This window comes from Mycobacterium sp. (genome assembly GCF_019247635.1).
Lineage (GTDB): Bacteria > Actinomycetota > Actinomycetes > Mycobacteriales > Mycobacteriaceae > Mycobacterium.
The window spans coordinates 22,587-45,194 of the sequence record NZ_JAFBAR010000034.1 but is presented as its reverse complement, the minus strand read 5'-3'; the positions used below and the strand labels follow the sequence as shown (position 1 = coordinate 45,194).

Below are 22,608 nucleotides of genomic sequence, written 5' to 3'. Positions count from 1 at the left end.
CATATTGTCGATGGTGCGAGGTAGGGGAGGTGACACCAGGTGCAGGTCCTGGTTACCGACGCCACCGGTACCGTCGGGCGGTTCGTCGCGCGACAGCTGATCGCGGCGGGGCACACCGTCAGCGGCATCGCCGAGCGCCCGCACGGCCGTCTGGATCCCCGCGTCCAATTCGTTCGCGCGTCATTGCGCGACCCGGTGCTTCAGGACCTGGCCGCCGAAGCCGACGCGGTGATCCACCTCGCCCCGCTTGACGACACCGCGCCCGGTGGCGCGGGCCTCAGCGGCGTCGCGCATGTGGCCCATGCGGCCGCTCGCACCGGTGCGAGGCTGTTGTATGTCTCTCAGGCGGCGGGGCCGCCGGAGCTGTACCGACCGACTGAGACGTTGGTGTCGACGGGTTGGGCACCGAGCCTGGTCATCCGCGTCGCCCCGCCTGTCGGTCGCCAACTCGACTGGATGGTCTGCCGCACCGTCGCCTCCGTGCTGCGGGCCAAGGTCTCAGAGCGGCCGATGCGGGTGCTGCATCTCGATGATCTGGTCCGCTTCCTGGTGTTGGCGCTTAGCACCGACCGCACCGGGACGGTGGACCTGGCCACCCCGGACACCACCAACGTGATCACCGCGTGGCGGCTGTTGCGTTCCGTCGATCCGCGGTTGCGGCTGCACCGGGTGCACGGCTGGGCAGACCTGATTCCGGAGATGGATATTACTGCGGCACAAGAAGATTGGGGCTTCGAGTACGGCTGGCAGGCGCTGCAGGCGCTCGTCGATACGGGCCGTGGGCTGGTGGGCCGCAGGCTCGGGCCCGCGGGCGCGACCGACTCATCGGGTCAACTGGCGCTGCCCGTGGAGCCGCTGCCGTGGCTCGAGCCCGCCAACGATTTGCCCCTGCGCTCAGCCGCACCCGACGGGATGGAAGGCGAATTCGACGACCGGATCGACCCGAGGTTCCCGGTTTTCAGCGCGACCAGCCTTGCCGAGGCGCTGCCCGGACCGTTGACGCCGATGACGTTGGACGTTCAGTTGAGTGGCCTGCACATGGCCAGTCGCGCGATGGGACGGGTGTTGGCGCTGGGCGACGTGGTCGCCGACGAATGGACGAGCAGGGCCATCGCGGTCTTCGGCCACCGCCCCTACGTCGGGGTGTCGGCGAACCTCGTTGCGGCGGCCCAACTGCCCGGCTGGAACGAAGAGGCCGTGGCCCAGCAAGCCCTGGGTGAGCAACCGCGGGTCGGCGACCTCCTGCCGTTCGGGAAACCACCGCTCGCGGACGGAGCGCTGGGGTCGGTCGCCAAGACGGTCGTCACCGCCCGCTCGTTTGCCTTGATGCGCCATCTCCGGGCCGACACGAGGGCTTATCACACCGCCGCCATGGCAGAGCACCTGGACGCCGAGCAGCTCGCCGAGCTGCCGAACGCCGGCCTGGAAGTACGGATTCGGTTGTTGCGGGACCGGATTCACCAAGGTTGGATCCTCACCGGCCTGTGGGTAATCGACACGGGTGTGCGGGGGTCCGGCGTGTCCGGGCTGGGGGCGATCATGGAAAGCAGCCGCGTCAGTGTCGAAATCGCGGCCCTGGCAACGGTTTTGCGCGCTGATCCGCCACTGTGCGCACTGGCCCGGGAGGGCAACCTGGGCAGTGTCCGTGCGCTGTCACCGCGAGCCGCTGCGGCTGTCGAAGCCGCGGTCGCCCAGGTCGCACACCGCGGTCCAGGGGAAGCCGAGTTGGCCAACCCAACGTTTGGTGACGACCCGGCGCTGCTGCTGGTGGCGGCATCGGAACTGGCGTCGGTGCCGGCCGAACCCGCGCCGACGCCGTCGCTGTCCCAACGGTGGGCCGACAGCGTCCGCGCTTCCCGTGAACTGGCGCACGACACCACGTTGCGCTACACCCACGAGTTCCGGGTGACATTGCGCGAACTGGGGTCGCGCCGCGTCACCGCCGACCTGATCGATACCGTCGCCGACGCGTACTACCTGACCTGCGACGAACTAGTGACCGTGCCTGCCGATGCCCGGTTACGGATCAAACGCCGCCGCACCGAGCGCGAGCGATTCCAGGCTCAGCAACCGCCCGATGTCATCGACCACGCGTGGAATCCGGCCGAATAGCGGTCAAGTCAGCGGCGAAGAGCACCATGAGTCCGTCAAAGCTTTTGTCGCACAATGATTCTGCTGCCTTAGCCTCGGCAAGTCCGCCACCGGCAATGCCCGAATGTGGTCGAGCTGGTCATGATGGGCGCTCGCTTCGCGATCGCGCCGGGTTCAGCCCACGCGGGCGGGGTTAACCGAGAAGTTCCCGCAAAGACAGCGCGTTGCGCACGGCGTGGCCACCCAGGTCGTTGTTGAAGTAGATCCACACGTCGCGTCGCTCGTCGCGCCAGGCGGTGATCCGATCGGCCCACTGTCGCAACTGGCGTGCGGTGTATGAACCGGCGTACATCGCATCGGGATAGGGGCCGTGCATTCGCACGTACACCAGGTCGGTGGTCGCCCGGGGGATGCAGGCCAGCCCGCCACCGCTCATCACCACGTAGGCGGCGCGGTGTCGTGCCAGCGCCGCGTAGACAGCCGGGTCGTTCCAGGACGGGTGGCGCAGCTCCATGGCGACCCGGATCGACGCAGGCACGGCGCTCAAAAACGAGTCCAGGCGGGCGTCATCGCGCTGCTGTTCGGGATGCAGCTGCACCAGCAGCACCCCGCGGCGATCCCCCAGCAGTTGCCAACAGTGCTCGAACCGCTCGATCCACGGTTCGGGCGACGCCAGCCGCCGATAGTGGGTCAGGCCGCGATGCGCCTTTACCGACATGGTGAAGCCGTCCGGCAACCGATCACGCCACCCGGCGAAAGTCGAATCCTTTGGCCAGCGATAGAAACTGGCGTTCAACTCGACGGTGTCGAACACCTCGACATAGCGCGACAACCGGCGCGCGGCGGGCAGGCGGGGTGGGTACAGGACGTCGGTCCAGTGGTTATACGACCACCCGGATGTACCGATCCGCACGGTCACGACTGGATCAGCTGGCTACCTGCCGGCGCACGTCGTCGTCGAGCGACGCCCGCACCAGCGCGGCCGCCAGCCGGGCGTTGGCCGGTCGGGCCAGCGATGTCAGCTTGGCGGGATCGGTGGGCAAATCCATCTGCTTGGCCGCCGCGATGGCACGGTCGTCGAAGTATGGCCGCACCCAGGTCCAGATGTCTTGGACTTCGCGCAGGTAGATGTCGGCGCCGGTATCGCCAATCCCATTGAATCCCTTGAGCATACGTTTGGCCGCGGCGACGTCGTGGTGGCTGCGGTCGGCGAGTGTGCGCAGGTCGCCGGAGTATTCGTCGCGGACTCGTTGGGCGATATCGCGCAGCCTGGTGGCCGAGCTTTCGTCGTACCGGACGTAGTGGGCGCGGCCGAAGGCGCGGATCATGGTGCTGCGATCCGCTGCCAGCACGGCTTTCGGGGTGCGCAGACCCGCGGTGAACAGCTGCCGCGCGGCGCGCATGGCCGTGGCGGCGTCGATCGGCTTGCTGGCCAACATGCACAGCACGAGGAGCTGAAACAGTGGCATCGGTTTGTCCTTGAGGCGGATTCCCGCCTCGGCCGCGTATGTGGTGCCGGCGACGTCAAGCAACCGTTGCACCACTCGGTTGGACTCGTTCATGTCCTGCCGCGTACCCGCCCCGGGGGGCGGCAAACCGCATCGGCTACTTGGGCGGCAGGGCGCGCGCGTAGTCGGTGCCCCTGACGACCCAACTGCGCAGCTGGCGTTTGGTTTTCACGCCGTCGGCACCAACGTGTAGCCAGCCGCGGGCCTGCCGGCCCGACATCACCATCGGTTCCGCATGAGCCCGGGCCAGCAGCGTGTCGGTCTCCTCGGGCGGCACTCGGACCAACAGGCCACCCTTGCCGCTGGCAGCGACGGCCATGTTGCCGCCGATCAGGAATGCCAGCCCACCGAACATGCGTTTCTCCTCGACGCCACGCTCAGCACTGAGGAGTTCGCGGATTCGGTTGGCGAGGTCTTGGTCGTAGGCCACGGGCGGCTGTCAGTCCTCGAGATCCACCCGGATGGTCAGCAAGTCACTACCCATAGTGCGCACCACCGCGCTATTGAGCCGGGGCAGGCTCCGCAGCCGCTCCCTTGCGTCGTCGTCGGGCAGCAACTGCGCGATACCGCTGCGCCATCGGCCGCCGACACGAACCCGTACGGCCGGGTCGGACTTGATGTTGCGGACGTAATCCGAGTGCTCACCATGCTCGGAGACCATCCAGAACTGGTTACCCACCAGGCTCCCGCCCACCGCTGTGCGGCGTCGCTGGCCAGTCTTGCGGCCGATCGTCTCGAGCATGGTCACCGGCAGTTGGCGGCCGATCGGATTGACCACAAGACGCTGAACGCGATGCACTAGTTGCCGTTTGAGGTTCACGCGCTCCATTAAACGCCGACCATGCCGAGCGTGACACCGGGGTCACGCTCGGCGGCGCCAGGTGCCGGCTCAGGCGGCCGCGACCGTCTCGGTGGTGGGTTCCAGCGCTTGGGCGACGATCTCGCCGACGTCGGTCATCGGTCGCAAGTCCAGCGCCGCCAGCACCTCGGCCGGGACGTCATCCAAATCTGGGGCGTTGCGCGCGGGAACGAAAACCGTTGCCAATCCGGCACGTTGGGCGGCCAACAGTTTCTGCTTGACGCCTCCGATCGGCAAGACCCGGCCGTTCAGCGTCACCTCGCCGGTCATGCCGACATCGGAGCGGACCTGGCGTCCGGTGGCCATCGACACCAGCGCGGTCACCATCGTGACGCCTGCGGAGGGACCGTCCTTGGGCACCGCGCCCGCTGGCACGTGGACGTGGATGCGCCGGTCCAGCGCCTTCGGGTCCACGCCCAGCTCCGCGGCGTGCGAACGCACGTAGGACAGGGCGATCTGCGCCGATTCCTTCATGACGTCACCCAGCTGGCCGGTGAGCTGCAGGCCCGGTTCACCGTCGGTCGAGCCAGCTTCGATGTAGAGCACATCGCCGCCCAGCCCCGTGACGGCCAGGCCGGTCGCCACGCCCGGCACCGCCGTGCGCTCGGCCGACTCCGGCGTGAACCGCGGCCGGCCCAGGTATCCGACCAGGTCCGGCTCGTCCAAGATTTTGCGGACCTTCGGGCCGCTGTCGTCCGCCAGCTTGGTGGTCACCTTGCGCAACGCCTTGGCCAGCAGCCGTTCGAATTGCCGCACCCCCGGCTCCCGGGTGTAGTCGGCGGCAATCTTGCGCAGCGCAGCGTCGGTCACCGTGACCTCGTCCTCGCTCAACGCCGCGCGCTCACGCTGCCTCGGCAGTAGGTAGTCGCGCGCGATGGCCACCTTGTCGTCCTCGGTGTAGCCGTCGATAGCCACCAGCTCCATGCGGTCCAGCAGCGCCGACGGGATGTTCTCGATCACGTTGGCGGTGGCCAGGAAAACAACGTCGGACAGGTCGAGGTCCAGATCCAGGTAGTGGTCGCGGAAGGTGTGGTTCTGGGCCGGGTCCAGCACCTCGAGCAGCGCCGCGCTCGGGTCGCCGCGATAGTCCGAGCCGACTTTGTCGATTTCGTCGAGCAGCACAACGGGATTCATCGACCCCGCCTCGCCGATCGCACGCACGACCCGGCCCGGCAGCGCACCGACGTAGGTGCGCCGGTGTCCGCGGATCTCGGCTTCGTCGCGCACGCCGCCCAGGGCGACGCGGACGAACTTACGGCCCAGGGCGCGCGCAACGCTTTCGCCCAGCGATGTCTTGCCGACGCCGGGCGGCCCGGCCAGCACCATCACCGCGCCGGAGCCGCGGCCGCCGACGACCTGCAGACCGCGCTGGGTGCGGCGCGTCCGCACGGCCAGATACTCGACGATGCGGTCCTTCACGTCTTCGAGCCCGTGGTGGTCGGCGTCCAGGATTTCTCGCGCCGCTCCCAGATCGGTCGAATCCTCTGTCTTGACGTTCCACGGCAGGTCGAGCACGGTGTCCAGCCAGGTACGTATCCAGCCGCTTTCCGGACTTTGGTCGCTGGCGCGTTCCAGCTTGCCAACCTCGCGCATTGCGGCCTCGCGCACCTTCTCGGGCAACTCGGCAGCCTCCACGCGGGCCCGGTAGTCCTCGGATCCATCGGGTTCGCCTTCACCCAGTTCCTTCCGGATGGCAGCCAGCTGTTGGCGCAGCAGGAATTCCTTCTGCGTCTTCTCCATGCCCTCTCGCACGTCCTCGGCGATCTTGTCGTTGACCTCGACTTCGGCCAGCTGGTCGCCGGTCCACTCGATCAGAGTGCGGAGGCGACGGCCCACGTCTTCGGTCTCCAGCAACTCCCGCTTCTGCACGTCGGTCAGATACGACGCGTAGCCGGAGGTATCGGCCAACGCTGACGCGTCGGTCAGGCTGTTGACGTAGTCGACGATCTGCCAGGCCTCACGCCGTTGCAGCATGGCCAGCAGCAGCTTCTTGTATTCGGCTGCCAGCGTTTTGATTTCGTCAGTCACCTGCCGCTCGGGGACCTCGGTCACCTCGACCCACAGCGCGGCGCCCGGCCCGCTGGCTCCGGCCCCGATGTGTGCCCGGCGCTCACCGCGCACGACGGCCGCCGTACCGCCGCCGGCGATGCGGCCGACCTGCAGGATCTTCGCGATCACACCGTGGCTCGGGTACCGGTCCTCCAGCCGGGGGGCAATCAACAGTTGCCCCGACTCGCTGGCCTGAGCGGCGTCGATAGCCGCCCGGGCGGCGTCGTCCAGGGCAATCGGCACCACCATCCCGGGCAACACGATCGTGTCGGTAACGAACAAAACCGGCACTGATTTGGCTTCAGCCATCAAATCCTCCAAAGGTTAAGTCTGCTGCGCTCAACCCTGGGCGGATCCGGTTTGTTCCCGACCCTCTTTCGCCGGGGGACGTGGCGCTGGCGTGTCCCCGCCCGCCGACGTCACCCGCGCGTGACGTCGGGTGTCCGGTCCGCCTCGCGCTGGCGGGCACGGAAGGCCTGGACCTTGGCGCGGTTACCGCAGGTGTTCATGCCGCACCAATGTCGGTTCTGGCCGCGCGAGGTGTCGATGTACAGGCGTGTGCAGCCCTGATGAGCGCACCGCTTGACCTTCTCAACGTCAGGTCCGCCCACCAGGTCGAGCAGATCCGCGGCCAGCCCCGCGAGCAGCTGCGACGCCGTGCCCTCTCGGCTGACCGACCCGTCGGCGTGCAGTCGCGGCGTGAGCTGGGGCCGGGATGCGTACTCATTGACCAGGTCGACGTCGGCCGCGGTGGGCCGACCGCCATCGAGGCGGCCAACAACGATCCGATAGATGGCTTCGCGCAGCGCGATCGCGGCTTCCAGTTCGTGCTCGCCGACCTCGATCACCGCGTCCACCACTCCCGCCTGAAGAGCCCAGTCCGACAGCCGCTGCGGCGTGGTCAGCAGTTCCTCGGCCGAACCGCCCCGATATTTCAGAGTGCCCGCGAAGTCCAGGCAGCGCCTGCCGCTCACATACTTAAACGTCATGTAACCACCTTGACAGGTTTCACTATCTCGTGCAACATGTAACTAGCTGAAGCGGTTACATGGTTGATAGCGAGAGGTCGAACGAAAACGGCCCGTAGACCGTCTAAAGCGAGTAACGAGCGAAGTCAAAAAAGTTGAAAGGACTCATAATGATCGCGAAAATGCTTGGCGCTGCTGTCGTTCTCGGCTCCGTTGCCCTGTTGGGAGCAGACCCGGCCAGCGCGGATACGACCCAACCCGCTCCGAACCCGTTCGCCAGCCTCACCTGCAACTGCCAGCAGACGACGCCGGCTTCGGCGGGAGAGCTCGACCGTGGCCTGCTGGACGGGCTCGCCTACGGGCACACCGCAGCCGCACAGTGAGCCTCGCTTAAGGCGGGGGAACCGGGCCCAGCCGACGCAATTGCGTGACGTGCCCGGGCGATAGCTCTTCGAGGCAGGTCACGCCGAGAAGCGCCATCGTCCGGGCCACCCCGGCCGCAAGGATTTCGATCGCGCGGCTCACGCCCGCCTCGCCGCCGGCCATCAGCCCGTAGAGGTAGGCCCGCCCGACCAGCGTGCACCGCGCTCCCAGGGCGACCGCCGCGACAATGTCGGCGCCGGACATGATGCCGGTGTCCAGCAGGATCTCGGTGTGCCTGCCAAGCTCACGCGCGACCGACGGCAACAAGTGGAAAGGCACCGGGGCCCGATCAAGTTGGCGGCCACCATGGTTGGACAACACGATGCCGTCGACGCCACGCTCGACCACGGCGCGGGCGTCATCGAGCGTTTGAATTCCCTTGACGACCACCTTGCCGGGCCACTGCGCCTGGATCCAGGCCAGGTCGTCGAATGTGACGCTGGGATCGAACATGCTGTTCAGGTACTCGCCGACGGTGCCGGGCCAGCGGTCCAGCGACGCGAACGCCAGGGGTTCGGTGGTGAACAGGTCGAACCACCACCGCGGGTGGGGCAGCGCGTCGAGCACCGTGCGCAGCGTCAACGCCGGCGGAATCGACATTCCGTTGCGCACGTCGCGCAACCGCGCGCCCGCGACGGGCACGTCGACCGTGATCAGCAGGGTGTCGAAGCCGGCGTCGGCCGCTCGCTGGACCAGCGCCATCGAGCGGTCGCGGTCTTTCCACATGTAGAGCTGAAACCACTTGCGGCACTGGGGGACAACCGTCGCAAGGTCCTCGATCGCGGTCGTGCTCAGGGTGGATAGCGAGAACGGGATCCCCGCGGCGGCGGCCGCCCGCGCGCCCGCGATCTCGCCTTCGGTGTGCATCAACCGGGTGAATCCGGTCGGCGCGATCCCGAACGGCAACACCACCGGATGGCCGAGCACGTTCCATCCCGTGCACACGTTGGTGACGTCACGCAGGATCGTCGGATGAAACTCGATATCGCGGAACGCCTGGCGAGCGCGCTGCAGCGACAGCTCGTCCTCCGCGGCGCCGTCGGTGTAATCGAATGCGGCCCTGGGCGTGCGGCGTTTGGCGATCCGCCGCAGGTCCTCGATGGTCAACGCGGCGGCAAGCCGGCGTTTGGTGCCGTCGAATTGAGGCGCTTTGAACTGGATCAGCGGCGCCAAGTCGCGGAGCTTCGGCACGCGTCGCTTGACCGCCATTAGTTCCCGCCCTCAACCCTGCTGACCTGCATCATCTACACAGTGTGTAACGGTGGTGATATGGAACCGGCAAGCGACCCCTTCGACCTGAAACGTTTTGTGGATGCGCAGGCCCCGATTTATCCCGCCGTTGTCGACGAGCTGCGCGCCGGGGAGAAACGCGGTCACTGGATGTGGTTTGTCTTCCCACAGCTGCTCGGGCTGGGCAGCAGCCCCACCGCAGTCCAGTACGGCATCACCTGCCTCGAGGAGGCCCGCGCCTATCTGCACCACGATGTGCTCGGGCCGCGGCTGCGCGAATGCGCCCGCCTGGTCAACCAGGTGCACGGCCGCTCGATCGGGGAGATATTCGGTACGCCCGATGACCTCAAGCTGTGCTCGTCGATGACGCTGTTCGCCTGCGCCACCGAGGACAACGCCGACTTCATCGCCGTGCTGACCAGGTACTACTCCGGCGAGCAGGACCCGGTGACGCTCGCACAGCTCAACACCTGACTATTCGGGGCTCAATATCCGCCAGCCGTGCGCCTCGACGACCACCGTGTCGACGACCTCTAGCGGGGGCGCCGCCGATCCAGCGATCACCCGCGCCTGGGTCAGGCCCAGTTCCGCCAGCCGCACCTGCAGTGGCTTTTCGTCGATGTTGAGGGCCACCAGCAGCGCGTCCGGGCCGTGGCTGGTCCGGTAGACGTAGTGCCGATTGTCGAGCCGCAGGGCAGTGCTGGTCGCGGCGTGGAGCCACGGATGCCGGCGACGCAACCCGATCAAGAACTGGTGCAGCGCCCACACCTGAGCCCCCGCGGCGTCCAGCTGCGGCGGGGGAGCGCCGAACTCGGGGCGCACGGCGTCGTCGCCGCCGCGGCGTTCCTCCTTGACCCCCTGGTAGCCCAACTCGTCGCCGGCATACACGCTGGGGACCCCGCCTACGGTCATCTGGATCACCAGCGCATGAGCCACGTGCTCGGGGTGCTCGAGTCGGCTGCTGATGCGCGTGACGTCGTGATTCCCGATGAAGGTCAGCGGGGCAAAGCTGGCCAGAAGCTGGTTGTGCCGCTGCAGCGCCCAGTCCAGCTCGTAGAAGTTGCCGTCGTTGAGGCTGCTCCACGTCGCCTTCCACAGCTCGTATTGGGTGGCCGAGTCGAACCGGGCCGCATCGACCACCGCCGCGTAGTCGCCGTGGATGAGCTCGCCCACAAACCACGCATCCGGATGCCGATCGCGCACCCTCGGTAACGTGCCGGCCCAAAACTCCTGGGGCACAGCATAAGCCGCGTCCAGCCGCCAGCCGTCCGCGCCGCGTTCCAACCAGTGCGCCATCACCTCGACGACGTAGTCGGCCACCTCGGGGTTGTCATGGTTGAGGGCGATGAGCTCGCCGTGCCCTTCAAACGTGTCGAAATGCCCCGGCCGCCCACGAAACCACCGCGCCGACGCGTCGTCGCGCGGCGCCTCCAGGTGGCGCGCGAAATCCGCACCGACGTGGTTGAAGACGCCGTCGAGCAGCACACGCAGCCCGCGACGGCGCGCCTCGGCGACAAGGTAGTCGAAGTCGGCCTCGTCACCGAGGCGGGAATCGATGCGGTAGTGGTCGGTGGTGTCGTAGCCATGCGTGCGCGACGCGAAGATCGGCCCCAGTGCGACCCCGGAGGCCCCGAGGGTGATGGCGTGGTCGAACCAGTCGACGAGGCGGCGCAGTCGGTGTTCGCCGGCGACCGGCGGTTGGCCCGGGGAATCCGGGGGAAATGCGCCGACGAATCCCAGCGGATAGACCTGCCACCAGATCGCGTGCTCGACCCAGGATGCGCTCAACCGTCGGCCCCCTCGTAAGTTCGGCTCTATGGAGAAGGTAATCGCCTTGCTCAGCCGCACCGATCCGGATGACGATTGGTGCGCCCGGCAACGCGGCCCGGTCGCCGAGGAGCTGCTCGGGTTGGGCGTGCCGGGGCTGACCGTCAACGTCCGCGACGGCGCGGTACGCCACTCCCTGATGACGCTGACGACGCTGGATCCGCCGGTCGCCGCGGTGGTCAGCCTGTGGACACAGCAATGCTACGGCGACCAGACGACGGCGGCGCTGCGCCGACTTGGCGCCGAATGTGAACAGTTCGCCGCCTACCTGGTGACCGAGTCGGTCCCGCTCGTTGCTCCGGCCAGCGAACCCGGCGCTCGCACAACGGGTTTGGCGAACATAGCGCTGCTGCGGCGGCCCGCCGAGCTGGATCAGGACACCTGGCTGAACCGTTGGCAGCGCGACCACACCGCGGTGGCCATCGAAACGCAGTCGACGTTCGGGTACACGCAGAACTGGGTGGTACGAGCCCTCACTGCGGTCGCGCCGGGAATCGCGGGCATCGTCGAAGAGTTGTTCCCCGCAGAAGCGGTCACCGACCTCAAGGCGTTCTTCGGTGCCGCCGACGACCAAGACCTGCAGGACCGGCTGACCCGGATGGTTGACAGCACGTCGGCTTTCGGTGCCAACGAGAACATTGACACCGTGCCGACCAGCCGCTACGTCTTCCGGACGCCTTTCTAGAGAGGACCGGCTGATGACGACACTCGACGACGCGGTGGCCCTGGCGGCGGCCGAAAACGGCCTGGCGGTGATTTCCACGGTCCGCGCCGATACGACGGTGCAGGCCTCACTGGTCAATGTCGGGCTGTTGCAACACCCGCAGAGCAGTGCACCGGTTTTGGGCTTCACGACCTACGGCAAGGTCAAGCTCGCCAACTTGCGGGCGCGCCCGCAACTGGCGATCACGTTCCGCAACGGCTGGCAGTGGGCGACCGTCGAGGGCCGCGCCGAACTCGTCGGCCCCGACGACCCGCAGCCCTGGCTGGCGGACGACGACCGGTTGCGGCTATTGCTCCGCGAGGTCTTCACCGCCGCGGGCGGCACGCACGACGACTGGGACGAGTACGACCGGGTGATGACGCGGGAGCGTCGCGCCGTGGTGCTGATCGCGCCAGCCCGCGTCTACAGCAACGGTTAGCCTCGCGCGAAAAGACGCAAAAACCCCAAAACCGCCAGGTTTTGCGGGATTTTGCGTCTGCTCGCCGGGTTACGCTGCAACCCGTGACGCTGCTAATCGACGACGAAAATCGGGTACGTACCCTCACCCTGAACCGGCCCGAAGCCCTTAACGCCTTCAACGAAGCCCTCTACGACGCCACCGCCGATGCGCTGCTGGCCGCCGCCGACGACCCTCAGGTCGCCGTTGTCCTGCTGACCGGCAGCGGGCGCGGCTTCAGCGCCGGCACCGATCTGGCCGAGATGCAGGCGATGATCACCGACCCCGATTTCACGCCCGGCAAGCACGGCTTCCGTGGCCTGATCGACGTGCTCAGCGCGTTCCCCAAACCCCTGATCTGCGCGGTCAACGGTGTCGGCGTGGGGATCGGCGCGACCATCCTCGGCTACGCCGACCTGGCGTTCATGTCGTCGACGGCGCGCCTCAAATGCCCCTTTACCAGCCTGGGCGTTGCGCCGGAAGCGGCGTCGTCGTACCTGCTGCCGCAGCTGGTGGGCCGGCAGAACGCCGCCTGGTTGTTGCTGTCGTCGGAATGGGTCGACGCTCAGGAGGCACTGCGGATGGGACTGGTCTGGCGAGTCTGCGAGCCGGACGCGCTGCTGCCCGAAGCCCGACGACACGCCGAAATCATTGCTGCCCAACCAATTTCAAGCCTGATGGCGGTGAAGCATACGATCGCCGAACCGGTCCGTCCGGAAATCGCGGCCGCGACCGCGCGCGAGAACGCCCACTTCGCCGAGCTGATGGGCACCCATGCCAACGCCGCGGCACTGGCCGCTTTCAACAAACCCGCTAGCTGATCAATTCGGGGGACGGGGCGGGGTCGCATTTGGACGCCGCGATGATCGCCCGCAGCGTCCGCCGGCACCGCCCGCAGTCACCGCCCGCGCCACACGCCGCGGCGACCTCTTTCGATGTCGATGCACCCTGCGCCACGGCCTCGGAGACGGCATGATTGGTGACCCCGACACACAAGCAGACGTACATCAGCACACCCCCCGTCTAGGCATCGAAGTTCTCGACAGCATCGCCGAGCGATCGGGCCGCATGTTAGTGGAGTCTAACCTAACTTGATTAGTGGAGTCTAACCTAACTACCGACACGCGGTCGGCGCCGTCCGGCCGGGCGAAGCCCCGACTCTTGTGCGCTGCACTAGATTCAGAGGCGGCACGGCCAACCGCTGCACTTAGCCCGGTGGCGCTCCAGCCCAGCCCACCTGCCACGGTTCGACACGACAGCCCTTACACCGTAGGAGTGAGCATGCAAGGTGACCCGGACGTTTTGCGCCTGCTCAACGAACAGTTGACCAGCGAGCTAACCGCCATCAACCAGTACTTCCTGCACTCGAAGATGCAGGACAACTGGGGCTTCACCGAGCTGGCCGAGCACACCCGCGCAGAGTCGTTCGACGAGATGCGGCACGCCGAGGCAATCACCGATCGCATCCTGTTGCTGGACGGCTTGCCGAACTACCAGCGCCTCTTTTCACTGCGCATCGGCCAGACGCTGCGCGAGCAATTCGAGGCCGATCTGGCGATCGAGTACGACGTGTTGAACCGCCTCAAGCCAGGGATCATCCTGTGCCGGGAGAAACAGGACACCACCAGCGCCATCTTGCTGGAGAAGATCGTGGCCGACGAGGAACTGCATATCGACTACTTGGAGACACAGCTGGAGCTGATGGAGAAGCTGGGCGAGGAACTCTATTCGGCGCAATGTGTCTCGCGACCACCGAGCTGACAGCGGCGCAAGGCCCATCACACCCGCCGGGGAGGTCGCTCCCCGCGGCGCACTGATCAGTCCGCAGCGCCGCAACCTCGTCTTCGTGGCGATCATGCTCGGCATGCTGCTCGCGGCCCTGGACCAGACGATCGTCGCGACCGCGCTGCCGACCATCGTCGCCGACCTGGGCGATGCCGGTCATCAGTCGTGGGTGGTCACCAGCTACCTGCTGGCTTCGACGATCGTCACAGCGCTGGTGGGCAAGCTCGGGGATCTGTTCGGTCGCAAGCGGGTCTTCCAGGCGGCCGTGGTGTTCTTCGTCGTCGGCTCGGTGGTGTGCGGGCTGGCGCAGTCGATGGCGATGCTGGTCGGAGCCCGTGCACTGCAGGGCATCGGCGGCGGCGGGATCACCGTCACCGCCAGCGCGCTCATCGGAGAGGTCGTCCCGTTGCGCGAGCGCGGCCGCTACCAGGGCATCCTGGGCGCGGTCTTCGGCGTCACCACGGTCATCGGGCCGCTGCTGGGTGGTTATTTCACCGACTACCTGACCTGGCGGTGGGCGTTTTGGATCAACGTGCCCGTCTCGGTGGTGGTGATCCTCGTGGCGGCCGCCGCAATCCCGGCGCTGACCGCTTCCACCAGGCCGTCGATCGACTACGCCGGGATCACGTGCATCGGCCTTGGCGCGGCCGGCCTGACCCTGGCCACCAGCTGGGGCGGCACCCTCTACCCGTGGGGGTCCTCGACGATCGTCGCGCTGATCGTCGGCGCCGTGCTGGCGCTGGGTGCGTTCGTGTGGGTGGAAAGCCGTGCGCCCGAACCGATCCTGCCGATCCGGCTGTTCGGGAATCCGGTGTTCACGGTCTGCTGCGTGCTGGCCTTCGTGGTGGGTTTCGCGATGCTGGGCGCGATGACCTTCCTGCCGACCTACATGCAATACGTCGACGGCGTCTCGGCAACCACCTCGGGTCTACGCACACTCCCGATGGTGCTCGGCATGCTGATCACCTCGACCGGCAGCGGCACCCTGGTGGGGCGAACGGGCCGGTACAAGGTCTTCCCAGTGACCGGCACGGCGCTGATGGCCACCGCATTTCTGTTGATGTCGCGCATGGAGGTGTCGACGCAGCCCGCGGTCCAGTCGCTGTACCTGTTCATCCTGGGCGCCGGCATCGGGCTGTCCATGCAGGTGCTGGTGCTGATCGTGCAGAACACGTCAAATTTCGAAGACCTCGGCGTGGCCACCTCGGGTGTGACGTTCTTCCGCACCATCGGAAGCTCGTTCGGTGCCGCGATCTTCGGTTCCCTGTTCGTGAACTTCCTCAACAAGCGGATGGGGGCCGCGCTGGCGGCCAGCGGCGCACCCGCCGCGGCCGTCAGTTCTCCGGAAGCCCTGCACCGGCAGCCCCATGCGGTGGCCGCGCCGATCGTGCAGGCCTACTCCGAGTCGCTGACGCAGGTTTTCCTGTGCGCGGCGCCGGTCGCGTTGGTCGGGTTGGTCCTGGCGCTGTTCCTGCGCGAGGTGCCGCTGCGCGACATCCACAACAGCGCGGTCGATCTCGGCGACGGGTTCGGCATGCCGAACCAGGAAACACCGGAAAGGCTGCTGGAGAATGCCATCGCGCGCATGATGCGCGGCGAGCCCGGGATGCGACTGCGCAGCATCGCCATGCGCCCCGACTGCCGGCTCGACGTCGCCGGGCTGTGGGGCGTGCTGCGGCTCTACCGATTTGGGCAGATGTACGGGACGGCGCGGCTCACCGATATCGCCGACCACTACGGCCTACCCTTCGAGGTCCTCGAGCCGGTCTTTGCCCGCCTTACCGCCGCCGGCTACGTGCGCCGCGAGGGCGACCAGATGTGGCTGACTCAGGCGGGATCCCAGCAGGTCGATTACGTGCACTCACTGCTGCTGGCCTGGATCGCGGACAAGTTGGAGCGATCACCCGGCTTCGCGACTCGGCCCGACCGCCGCGACGTCCAAGCGGCCCTGGAACACGTCGCGCATCGCGTTCTGGCGCAACGTGATTGGCATGATGAGCCGGCCGCCGTCGCCGCCGCGGGCGGCCGCAATCGGTAGGCGTACCATCACGCCATGAGCCGAATCGGAACATTCGCTGACGATGACGTCTACGGCTGGGCGACGAAATCGCCGGATCTCGGCGCTGCGATCGCCGGGTTCAGCCAGGCGGTCTACACGAAAAACCGGCTGCCGTTGCGCACCAGGGAACTCGCAAGGGCGGTGATCGCCCACGACAACGAGTGCATTGTCTGCCTCAACACGCGCGACGCCGACGGTCCGGCGGCCGGTGTCGACGAAGAGCTGTACTCCAACGCCACGGAGTGGCGCACCTGGCCTGGATACAGCGACCAGGAGCGGCTGGCGGCCGAGTTCGCGCACCGGTTCGCCACCGAGCACACGAAGTTGCGCGACGACGAAGAGTTCTGGGAGCGGTGCAGCGAGCACTTCTCCGAGGAGTTGCTCGCCGACCTGGCGCTGTCGTGCGCGCTGTGGGTCGGCATGGGCCGGATGCTGCGCACCCTGGATATCGGCCAGACCTGCAAGCTGACCCTGCCCAGCCGCAGCTGACCAGAACCAAGTGACCGCCACGCCGCTGGCCGCCGCGGCGATCGCCCAACTCGAGGCCCAGGGCGTCGACACCGTGATCGGTACCGTCGTCAACCCCGCCGGTCTAACGCTGGCCAAGACGGTCCCTATCGGCCGCACCAACACCTTCGCCGAGCCGGGCTTGGGCGCCAGCCCGTCGTGGCACGCGTTCGCCATCGACCAGACTGGCATCGCCTTCACCGACGACATCGGTGTCGTCGGTGACCAGCGGCTGCGCATCGACCTGTCGGCGTTGCGGGTCATCGGCGACGGGCTGGCCTGGGCGCCCGCCGCGTTCTTCGAGCAGGACGGAACACCGGTTCCCACCTGCGGCCGCGGAACGCTTGGCCGCATCGAATCCGCGCTCGCCGAAGCCGGTCTCGAGGCGGTCATTGGCCACGAGATCGAGTTCCTGCTGGTCGATCCCGACGGCGGCCGGCTGCCGTCGGCACTCTGGGCGCAGTACGGCCTTGCCGGTGTGCTCGAGCACGAGCAGTTCGTTCGCGACGTGCTCGGCGCCGCCGCGCTAGCCGACGTCGGGATCGAGCAGTTACATCCCGAGTACGGGACCAACCAGTTCGAGATCTCGCTGACGCCGTTGGCCCCGGTGGCCGCCGCCGACCAGCTGGCGTTGACCCGGATCATCGTCGGCCGCGCCGCCCGCCGGCACGGGCTGCGCGTCAGCGTATCGCCGGCCCCCTTCGCCGACGGCGTGGGATCCGGTGCCCACCAACACTTCTCGCTGACCGACGCGGGGGTCCCATTGTTCTCCCACGGAGCGGGTGTCGAGGGCATGACGGCGGCGGGGGAGAGCGCGGTGGCCGGGCTGCTCGACGGGCTGGGCGATGCTCAGGGCGTGCTGTGCGGATCGATCGTCTCCGGCCTGCGGCTGCGGCCCGGCAACTGGGCGGGGGCATACGCCTGCTGGGGCACCGAGAACCGCGAGGCCGCAGTGCGATTCGTCAAGGGCGGCACCGGTAATCCGCGGGGCGGCAACGTCGAGGTCAAGATCGTCGACCCGTCGTCGAACCCGTACCTCGCGTCGGCGGCGATTCTGGGGTTGGCGCTCCACGGCATCAAGCGCAACGCGGCGTTGCCGCCGCAGACGGCGACGGACCCGGCGAAACTGTCCGAAGCGGACCGCGATCGTGCCGGCATCCGACGCCTGCCCGAGGCCCAGGTCGAGGCGATTGGCGCACTTGACAGTTCGAAGCTGCTGCGCGGTATTCTCGGCGATTCCGCGGTCGACATGGTGGTCGCGGTACGCCGGCTGGAGCACGAGCGCTACCGCGACCTGAGCCCCGAGCAGCTGGCCGACAAGTTTCGAATGGCCTGGAGTTTGTGAGCGCGCTGGCCCACCACATCGGTCAGGTCGCGTTGATCGACCAGCATGTGCACGGCTGCTGGTTGACGGCGGGGGACCGGCGCCGATTCGAGAATGCGCTCAACGAAGCCAACACCGAGCCGCTGGCCGACTTCGATTCCGGATTCGACTCGCAGCTAGGCTTCGCCGTCCGCCGCCATTGCGCCCCCGTCCTCGGTCTGCCCAAACATGTCGAGCCACAGGAATATTGGCGACGTCGAAGCGCGCTCAGCGAGGCCGAGCTGGCCCGGATGTTCCTGCGCGCCGCGGGCGTGAGCGACTGGCTGGTGGACACCGGAATCGGCGATGTCGTCGATATGGCCGGGCTCTCGGGCGGCCGCGCGCACGAAGTGGTTCGCCTCGAGCAGGTTGCCGAACAGGCCGCCGCCGCGCTCGGTGACTACGCGTCGGCGTTCCGGGAGATCCTGCACGACCGGGTGGCCTCGGCGGTGGGTACCAAGACCATCCTGGCCTACCGCGGCGGGTTCGACGGCGACCTGACCGATCCGTCGGGCGCGGAGGTGGCCGAGGCCGCCGGTCGATGGCGTGAGCGCGGTGGTACGCGGTTGGACGATCGGGTGCTGCTGCGGTTCGGGCTGCATCAGGCCTTGCGGATGGGTAAACCGCTGCAGTTCCATGTCGGCTTCGGCGACCGGGACTGCGACCTGCACAAGGTCAATCCGCTGTATCTGCTTGACTTCCTGCGGCAGTCCGGCGACACACCGATTGTGTTGCTGCACTGCTACCCGTATGAGCGCGAGGCGGGGTATCTGGCGCAGGCCTTCAACAACGTCTATGTGGACTGCGGGCTGAGCGTGAACCACCTCGGGGCGCGGGCGCCGGAATTCATCGCGCGGCTCTTGGAGCTGGCGCCTTTCCGCAAAATCCTGTATTCGTCGGATGGATTCGGGCCGGCGGAGCTGCACTACCTGAGTGCGGCGTTGTGGCGCAACGGTATTCATCGGGTGCTCGGCGAATTTGTGGATAACGGAGACTGGTGTGAAATCGACGCGATTCGGGTAGTCGATCTGATCGCACATGACAACTCTGCCCGCGTGTACCACCTTGACGCCGGGCGCCGCTAGGGACAGGATGCGCACATGGGCGCCATAGGGGACGCCATGGAGTGGGCCCGTAACCAGGTCGTGTCGCGGGTACCCAAGGCCGATCTCGACCAACGCGACCCTGACTACATCAGGGATCAGCTGCCGGGAACGTGGCTGCTCGCATCGTTGTACTTCAGGGCGGACGTGCGGGGCATGGACCGAGTCCCCGCCGAGGGCCCGGTGCTCCTGGTCGGCAACCACAGCGGCGGGAACGTGCCTCCCGACACGTTCGTATTCACCCTTGCGTTCTGCTCGTACTTCGGCGTCGAACGGCCCTTCTACCAGCTGGCCCACAACCTCGTCGTCTCGGCACCTCCGCTCGGCTGGCTGCGCAAATTCGGCACCGTCGCGGCCAACCACGAGAACGCCAAACTCGCACTGGCCTCGGGTGCTGCTCTGCTGGTCTATCCCGGCGGGGACTACGAAGTCTTCCGCCCGTCGTGGGAACGCCACAAGGTCGACTTCGGTGGGCGGATGGGTTACGTACGGCTGGCCCGCGAGGCGGGTGTGCCGATCGTTCCCGTCGCAAGCGTCGGCGGCCAGGAAAGCGCGTTGTTCCTCAACCGCGGGCAATGGCTGGCCAAACTGCTCATGGCGGATAGGTTGCTGCGACTCAAGAGCGTCCCGATATCGCTGGCCCTCCCATGGGGACTGAACGTCAGCGACCTGGCCGGTCACATTCCGCTGCCCACCAAGATCGTCATCGAAGTCCAGCACCCGATCGAGGTCGACGGCGATGATGAGGCGGTGCACGACAAGGTGATGGCCAGCCTGCAGGGCGGCGTCGATCGCCTCGCCGCCGAACGTCGATTCCCGGTACTCGGCTGATGCGGGTCGAACGCCATTGCGCCATCAAGGCCGACCGCGAGGCGGTCTGGAAAGTCGTCGGCGACCCGGATCGCTATCCCTCGTTCATGACCAACCTCGAGCGCTGGGAATCCGCCAACGACCAGCGGCGCGGGATCGGTGCCCGCTACACCGTGCACTGGAAAATCGGCTCGGTCCCGGTTGGCGGTGTCATCGAGGTGGTCGAGTGGGACGAGGCCCGCGACGTGGCTTGGGTGGGCATCACCGGCGTCACTCTGCGTGGCCGGATTCGGCTGCGTGACACCGAGAATGGCCAGACGAAGGTGACGTTTCGGCTGTCCTACCAGGCGCCCGGCGGAATATTCGGCTACATCGCGGACCGGATCGCAGTGCGTCAGGTGGGTCGCACGCTGGCCGAAACCCTGAAAAGCCTCAAGGCGATAGTCGAGACTTAGCCGTCGAGACCTAGCCGCTCAGACGAGGTCCGTCGCGTCGACGATCCACGAGGTATCCCCGTTGCCCAGACCCTCGAAGTAACCGGCTGGCGCGAAACCGGTGAGGCTGGTCATGTCCCAATAGTCCTTCCAGAGGGTGATCTTGCCGTCGACCACCTTGTGGACGGTGACGAACCTCAGCACGCCTCGCTCGCCAGTGCTGAACGTCCAGGTCTCCGAGTGCTCGTACATGACGTCGGAGCCGTTGCAGACCAGTACGCCGTCATGATTCTCATAACCGGCCAGCGGCGCGAGGCCGAGCTTGAGCCGCGTGACGATGTCGTCCGGGCCACGCGCCGACACCGCTGGAACCGGCATGTCAACATACAAACAGTCCGGTGCCAGGAAGGTCTTGACCGCATCCCAGTCCCGCCGCGAAAGCGCCTGCCACATCCCGACTACCACATCGCCGAGCGCGACCGTGGAAACGTCTGCCATAGCGGCTAATTAACCCTGTCGACCGACGGGTGTCAATCAGTGGCGTCCCTGCAGGATCGCCTCTATGTTGCGTTCGGCGAGCGCGGTGATCGACATGAACGGGTTGCAGCCAAGGTAGCCGGGAAACAACGAAGCGTCGTTGACGTACAGCTTGTCGTACCCCTTGACGCGGCCGAAGGCGTCCGTTGCAGCCCCCCGAACGACGCCACCCAGCGGGTGAACCGTGTAGGGCGCGAAGACTTTTCCGTTGAAGATGTCGCTGCGGTAGTCCACGCCGTTGCTTTGGGTGATCTTGTCGAACACGAGTTTCGCGCGCGCGGTGAGATGGTCGCTGTAGTCCTGCGGCCAGCCGATGCTGACGGTATCCGATCGCGGGTCGTAGGTGATGTTCGCCCGGTCACCGGTCCTGACCATCACGTAGTAGCCGAGGGTGAACGTCTCGACGGCAAGCGGAATCGAAAACATGCCGGCGTACACCGGGTTGTCGGGATCATCTCGGCCGTCCACGTTGATCATTCCCAGCAGGGACTGCTCGGTCCCTGCCGGATCGCTGGGTTTGAGCCGGTGGGCAACCATGACGTCGCCGTTGTTTCCATAGCCGTGACCGATCTCCGCACTCAGGTCCGACAGCGCCCCGGTGTCGCGGGCCCGCAACAGCAGCTTGTTAGTGCCCAGCACCCCGGCGCTGAGAAATAGTTGATCGCAACCGAATTCGTAGCGCGCGACCTCTTTGCCCCAGCGGTCGATCTCGCGGGCGGAAACGACGTACTCGCCGGAGCGCTCGCGACGAATGTCGGTCACCGCCGTCAACGGTTTCAGCGTGACTTTGTGTGTGGCCAACGCGGCGGCAATGTAGGTCTGGTCGACGCTGCCGAACCGCCCGTAGTTGTTCCCATACTGCTGCTCGAGGGCCAGCGCCGATTTAGGGACTTCGCCCGCCTGTTCCTTCTTCATGTAGTCAAAGGAGTACGCGCTGCCGTTGTAGTCGACCTTGTATCCCGCCGTGGCCGCGTACTGGCGGCCCATCCGCGCGTACTGAAAGCACGGCGCCTGCTCGAACCAGTCCATGTCGCGGTAGTTGATCCGCAACGTCGTGGCCGCACGTTGCATGTACGTGCCCAGGAATTCCCCGGCGTCGATGTCCGGGAACGCGGCCTGCACCTGGGCCGGGGTCGGGATGGCGGCGATGGCTGCGTTGATCATCGATCCGCCGCCGACGCCGATGCCGCGGAACACTGTGTGCGCGCCGAGTTCTACCTTCTCGCAGATGCCGGCCTGCACCGGTTGGGGTGACGGCACGTGCTCGGCCACCATGTCGATGGAGATTCCCTGGTAAGAGGGCACCAGACTCGGCGGGTGTGACGTGAACCAGCCGGCGCGGTTGTCGGGGGGCAGCATCTTGCTGAACCGCTTGCCGTCCTCGTCTGGCCTATCCCACAGCCGACCCTGCTCCAAAATCAGGGTTTCGACACCGGCCTCGCCGAGACGCAGCGCCGAGACGCCGCCGCCGTAGCCGCTGCCCACCACGATCGCCGGATAATGCCGGCGCGCAGACCCGCCCGACCGCCTGGATTCGAAGTCGACAACTCCGGCCCCGAGGGCGCCCGCCGCGGCCGCGAGACCGACGCCCAGCAAACCCCTTCGCGATATGTCTCTCATGTGTGTTGGTCACGCCTCCCCGTTCACAAGTTCGCTGGCAGGACAAAAACCCGATGTATTGCCTATTGATCTTACGTCAAATCTGGGCCGACCGATGGTGGTCAGTTTGGGCTGTTTAGATACTAAAAGTAGGTATATATGGGCATGTCGAAGACTTATTTCGGTCTAGCCGCTGCCAACCCGTCTCCGAGATCGCAATGATCGCGATCGTATGATTGCTCGTTAGTGCTCCGAGACACATCAGTGATTGGTTGTACATCAGGGCGCTGGAGGCG

At 66.8% G+C, this 22,608-nt stretch carries 24 protein-coding genes; 13 read left to right on the top strand and 11 right to left on the bottom strand.

Going from position 1 to position 22,608, the window contains the following annotated elements:
• Positions 1 to 39: 39 nt before the first annotated feature.
• A complete protein-coding gene (locus JO236_RS05565; RefSeq protein WP_293325859.1) occupies positions 40 to 2,112 on the top strand; it encodes an NAD-dependent epimerase/dehydratase family protein in 2,073 nt (690 codons plus the stop codon).
• Between the two features lie 172 nt (positions 2,113 to 2,284).
• Here JO236_RS05565 and JO236_RS05560 read toward each other — a convergent pair whose 3' ends face one another.
• The 6 genes from JO236_RS05560 to JO236_RS05535 all read right to left on the bottom strand — a co-directional run bounded on the left by JO236_RS05560 (position 2,285) and on the right by JO236_RS05535 (position 7,496).
• Positions 2,285 to 3,010, bottom strand: a complete 726-nt coding sequence (locus JO236_RS05560; RefSeq protein WP_293325857.1) for a DUF72 domain-containing protein — start codon at positions 3,008 to 3,010, stop codon at positions 2,285 to 2,287.
• A 7-nt stretch (positions 3,011 to 3,017) separates the two neighbouring features.
• The gene (locus JO236_RS05555) at positions 3,018 to 3,653 is read right to left on the bottom strand and encodes an endonuclease (RefSeq protein ID WP_293325855.1); all 636 of its coding nucleotides are present in this window, start codon (positions 3,651 to 3,653) and stop codon (positions 3,018 to 3,020) included.
• Positions 3,654 to 3,696: 43 nt separating this feature from the next.
• The gene (locus JO236_RS05550; protein WP_293325853.1) at positions 3,697 to 4,029 is read right to left on the bottom strand and encodes a TfoX/Sxy family protein; all 333 of its coding nucleotides are present in this window, start codon (positions 4,027 to 4,029) and stop codon (positions 3,697 to 3,699) included.
• 9 nt (positions 4,030 to 4,038) lie between these two features.
• On the bottom strand, positions 4,039 to 4,428 hold the full coding sequence (locus JO236_RS05545; RefSeq protein WP_293325850.1) for a nitroreductase family deazaflavin-dependent oxidoreductase: 390 nt from the start codon (positions 4,426 to 4,428) through the stop codon (positions 4,039 to 4,041).
• A 60-nt stretch (positions 4,429 to 4,488) separates the two neighbouring features.
• Positions 4,489 to 6,816: an endopeptidase La gene (gene lon / locus JO236_RS05540; RefSeq protein WP_293325848.1), complete on the bottom strand. Its 2,328-nt coding sequence runs from the start codon at positions 6,814 to 6,816 to the stop codon at positions 4,489 to 4,491.
• 110 nt (positions 6,817 to 6,926) lie between these two features.
• On the bottom strand, positions 6,927 to 7,496 hold the full coding sequence (locus JO236_RS05535) for a CGNR zinc finger domain-containing protein (protein WP_293325845.1): 570 nt from the start codon (positions 7,494 to 7,496) through the stop codon (positions 6,927 to 6,929).
• Positions 7,497 to 7,645: 149 nt separating this feature from the next.
• Between JO236_RS05535 and JO236_RS05530 the strand changes: the two genes are divergently transcribed.
• On the top strand, positions 7,646 to 7,858 hold the full coding sequence (locus tag JO236_RS05530; RefSeq protein WP_293325842.1) for a hypothetical protein: 213 nt from the start codon (positions 7,646 to 7,648) through the stop codon (positions 7,856 to 7,858).
• A gap of 7 nt (positions 7,859 to 7,865) precedes the next feature.
• Here the strand turns inward: JO236_RS05530 and JO236_RS05525 are convergent, their stop codons facing one another.
• Positions 7,866 to 9,107: an alpha-hydroxy acid oxidase gene (locus tag JO236_RS05525; protein WP_293325840.1), complete on the bottom strand. Its 1,242-nt coding sequence runs from the start codon at positions 9,105 to 9,107 to the stop codon at positions 7,866 to 7,868.
• A gap of 60 nt (positions 9,108 to 9,167) precedes the next feature.
• Between JO236_RS05525 and JO236_RS05520 the strand changes: the two genes are divergently transcribed.
• Positions 9,168 to 9,602 (top strand): DUF1810 domain-containing protein, encoded by a 435-nt coding sequence (locus JO236_RS05520; protein WP_293325837.1) that lies wholly within the window; start codon positions 9,168 to 9,170, stop codon positions 9,600 to 9,602.
• On the opposite strand, the gene JO236_RS05515 is transcribed toward JO236_RS05520, so the two are convergent.
• Positions 9,603 to 10,916 carry an alpha-amylase family protein gene (locus tag JO236_RS05515; protein WP_293325835.1) on the bottom strand — a complete coding sequence of 438 codons (1,314 nt, stop codon included), beginning with the start codon at positions 10,914 to 10,916 and terminating at the stop codon, positions 9,603 to 9,605. It lies immediately after the preceding gene.
• 28 nt (positions 10,917 to 10,944) lie between these two features.
• On the opposite strand from JO236_RS05515, the gene JO236_RS05510 reads away from it, so the two are divergent.
• From JO236_RS05510 to JO236_RS05500, 3 genes are all read left to right on the top strand, one after another.
• Positions 10,945 to 11,640, top strand: a complete 696-nt coding sequence (locus JO236_RS05510) for a hypothetical protein (RefSeq protein WP_293325833.1) — start codon at positions 10,945 to 10,947, stop codon at positions 11,638 to 11,640.
• 13 nt (positions 11,641 to 11,653) lie between these two features.
• On the top strand, positions 11,654 to 12,097 hold the full coding sequence (locus tag JO236_RS05505; RefSeq protein WP_293325830.1) for a TIGR03618 family F420-dependent PPOX class oxidoreductase: 444 nt from the start codon (positions 11,654 to 11,656) through the stop codon (positions 12,095 to 12,097).
• Positions 12,098 to 12,180: 83 nt separating this feature from the next.
• Complete coding sequence (locus JO236_RS05500; protein WP_293325827.1) at positions 12,181 to 12,936, top strand: enoyl-CoA hydratase/isomerase family protein; 756 nt, start codon at positions 12,181 to 12,183, stop codon at positions 12,934 to 12,936.
• Here the strand turns inward: JO236_RS05500 and JO236_RS05495 are convergent.
• On the bottom strand, positions 12,929 to 13,123 hold the full coding sequence (locus JO236_RS05495) for a (2Fe-2S)-binding protein (RefSeq protein ID WP_293325824.1): 195 nt from the start codon (positions 13,121 to 13,123) through the stop codon (positions 12,929 to 12,931). The two genes, JO236_RS05500 and JO236_RS05495, sit on opposite strands and share 8 nt — an antisense overlap.
• Positions 13,124 to 13,396: 273 nt before the next feature.
• On the opposite strand from JO236_RS05495, the gene bfr reads away from it, so the two are divergent.
• Genes bfr through JO236_RS05460 form a run of 7 tightly spaced genes read left to right on the top strand, consistent with a single transcriptional unit; the run spans position 13,397 to position 20,197 of the window.
• Entirely contained in the window at positions 13,397 to 13,876 is a 480-nt protein-coding gene (gene bfr, locus JO236_RS05490; protein ID WP_293325821.1) for a bacterioferritin, read from the top strand.
• Positions 13,877 to 13,892: 16 nt separating this feature from the next.
• Complete coding sequence (locus JO236_RS05485) at positions 13,893 to 15,938, top strand: MDR family MFS transporter (protein WP_293325875.1); 2,046 nt, start codon at positions 13,893 to 13,895, stop codon at positions 15,936 to 15,938.
• A gap of 15 nt (positions 15,939 to 15,953) precedes the next feature.
• Entirely contained in the window at positions 15,954 to 16,448 is a 495-nt protein-coding gene (locus JO236_RS05480; protein ID WP_293325819.1) for a carboxymuconolactone decarboxylase family protein, read from the top strand.
• A 10-nt stretch (positions 16,449 to 16,458) separates the two neighbouring features.
• Positions 16,459 to 17,811, top strand: coding sequence for a glutamine synthetase family protein (locus JO236_RS05475; RefSeq protein ID WP_293325816.1), 1,353 nt, complete (start codon positions 16,459 to 16,461; stop codon positions 17,809 to 17,811).
• Positions 17,808 to 18,914: an amidohydrolase family protein gene (locus tag JO236_RS05470; RefSeq protein ID WP_293325814.1), complete on the top strand. Its 1,107-nt coding sequence runs from the start codon at positions 17,808 to 17,810 to the stop codon at positions 18,912 to 18,914. Before JO236_RS05475 ends, JO236_RS05470 begins: the two co-directional genes overlap by 4 nt.
• 15 nt (positions 18,915 to 18,929) lie before the next feature.
• On the top strand, positions 18,930 to 19,763 hold the full coding sequence (locus JO236_RS05465) for a 1-acyl-sn-glycerol-3-phosphate acyltransferase (RefSeq protein ID WP_293325812.1): 834 nt from the start codon (positions 18,930 to 18,932) through the stop codon (positions 19,761 to 19,763).
• Positions 19,763 to 20,197, top strand: coding sequence for an SRPBCC family protein (locus JO236_RS05460; RefSeq protein WP_293325809.1), 435 nt, complete (start codon positions 19,763 to 19,765; stop codon positions 20,195 to 20,197). The genes JO236_RS05465 and JO236_RS05460 overlap by 1 nt, the downstream gene beginning before the upstream one ends.
• Positions 20,198 to 20,215: 18 nt before the next feature.
• On the opposite strand, the gene JO236_RS05455 is transcribed toward JO236_RS05460, so the two are convergent.
• Positions 20,216 to 20,674: a nuclear transport factor 2 family protein gene (locus tag JO236_RS05455; protein ID WP_293325807.1), complete on the bottom strand. Its 459-nt coding sequence runs from the start codon at positions 20,672 to 20,674 to the stop codon at positions 20,216 to 20,218.
• Between the two features lie 36 nt (positions 20,675 to 20,710).
• Positions 20,711 to 22,333, bottom strand: a complete 1,623-nt coding sequence (locus JO236_RS05450) for a GMC oxidoreductase (RefSeq protein WP_293325804.1) — start codon at positions 22,331 to 22,333, stop codon at positions 20,711 to 20,713.
• Between the last annotated feature and the right edge of the window lie 275 nt (positions 22,334 to 22,608).

Coding starts and splice junctions, on each gene's coding strand:
- JO236_RS05555 (WP_293325855.1), bottom strand. CDS start 3,653: ATGAACGAGTCCAACCGAGTGGTGCAACGGTTGCTTGACGTCGCCGGC.
- JO236_RS05545 (WP_293325850.1), bottom strand. CDS start 4,428: ATGGAGCGCGTGAACCTCAAACGGCAACTAGTGCATCGCGTTCAGCGT.
- lon (WP_293325848.1), bottom strand. CDS start 6,816: ATGGCTGAAGCCAAATCAGTGCCGGTTTTGTTCGTTACCGACACGATC.
- JO236_RS05535 (WP_293325845.1), bottom strand. CDS start 7,496: ATGACGTTTAAGTATGTGAGCGGCAGGCGCTGCCTGGACTTCGCGGGC.
- JO236_RS05530 (WP_293325842.1), top strand. CDS start 7,646: ATGATCGCGAAAATGCTTGGCGCTGCTGTCGTTCTCGGCTCCGTTGCC.
- JO236_RS05525 (WP_293325840.1), bottom strand. CDS start 9,107: ATGGCGGTCAAGCGACGCGTGCCGAAGCTCCGCGACTTGGCGCCGCTG.
- JO236_RS05520 (WP_293325837.1), top strand. CDS start 9,168: ATGGAACCGGCAAGCGACCCCTTCGACCTGAAACGTTTTGTGGATGCG.
- JO236_RS05510 (WP_293325833.1), top strand. CDS start 10,945: ATGGAGAAGGTAATCGCCTTGCTCAGCCGCACCGATCCGGATGACGAT.
- JO236_RS05505 (WP_293325830.1), top strand. CDS start 11,654: ATGACGACACTCGACGACGCGGTGGCCCTGGCGGCGGCCGAAAACGGC.
- JO236_RS05495 (WP_293325824.1), bottom strand. CDS start 13,123: ATGTACGTCTGCTTGTGTGTCGGGGTCACCAATCATGCCGTCTCCGAG.
- bfr (WP_293325821.1), top strand. CDS start 13,397: ATGCAAGGTGACCCGGACGTTTTGCGCCTGCTCAACGAACAGTTGACC.
- JO236_RS05480 (WP_293325819.1), top strand. CDS start 15,954: ATGAGCCGAATCGGAACATTCGCTGACGATGACGTCTACGGCTGGGCG.
- JO236_RS05465 (WP_293325812.1), top strand. CDS start 18,930: ATGGGCGCCATAGGGGACGCCATGGAGTGGGCCCGTAACCAGGTCGTG.
- JO236_RS05460 (WP_293325809.1), top strand. CDS start 19,763: ATGCGGGTCGAACGCCATTGCGCCATCAAGGCCGACCGCGAGGCGGTC.
- JO236_RS05455 (WP_293325807.1), bottom strand. CDS start 20,674: ATGGCAGACGTTTCCACGGTCGCGCTCGGCGATGTGGTAGTCGGGATG.
- JO236_RS05450 (WP_293325804.1), bottom strand. CDS start 22,333: ATGAGAGACATATCGCGAAGGGGTTTGCTGGGCGTCGGTCTCGCGGCC.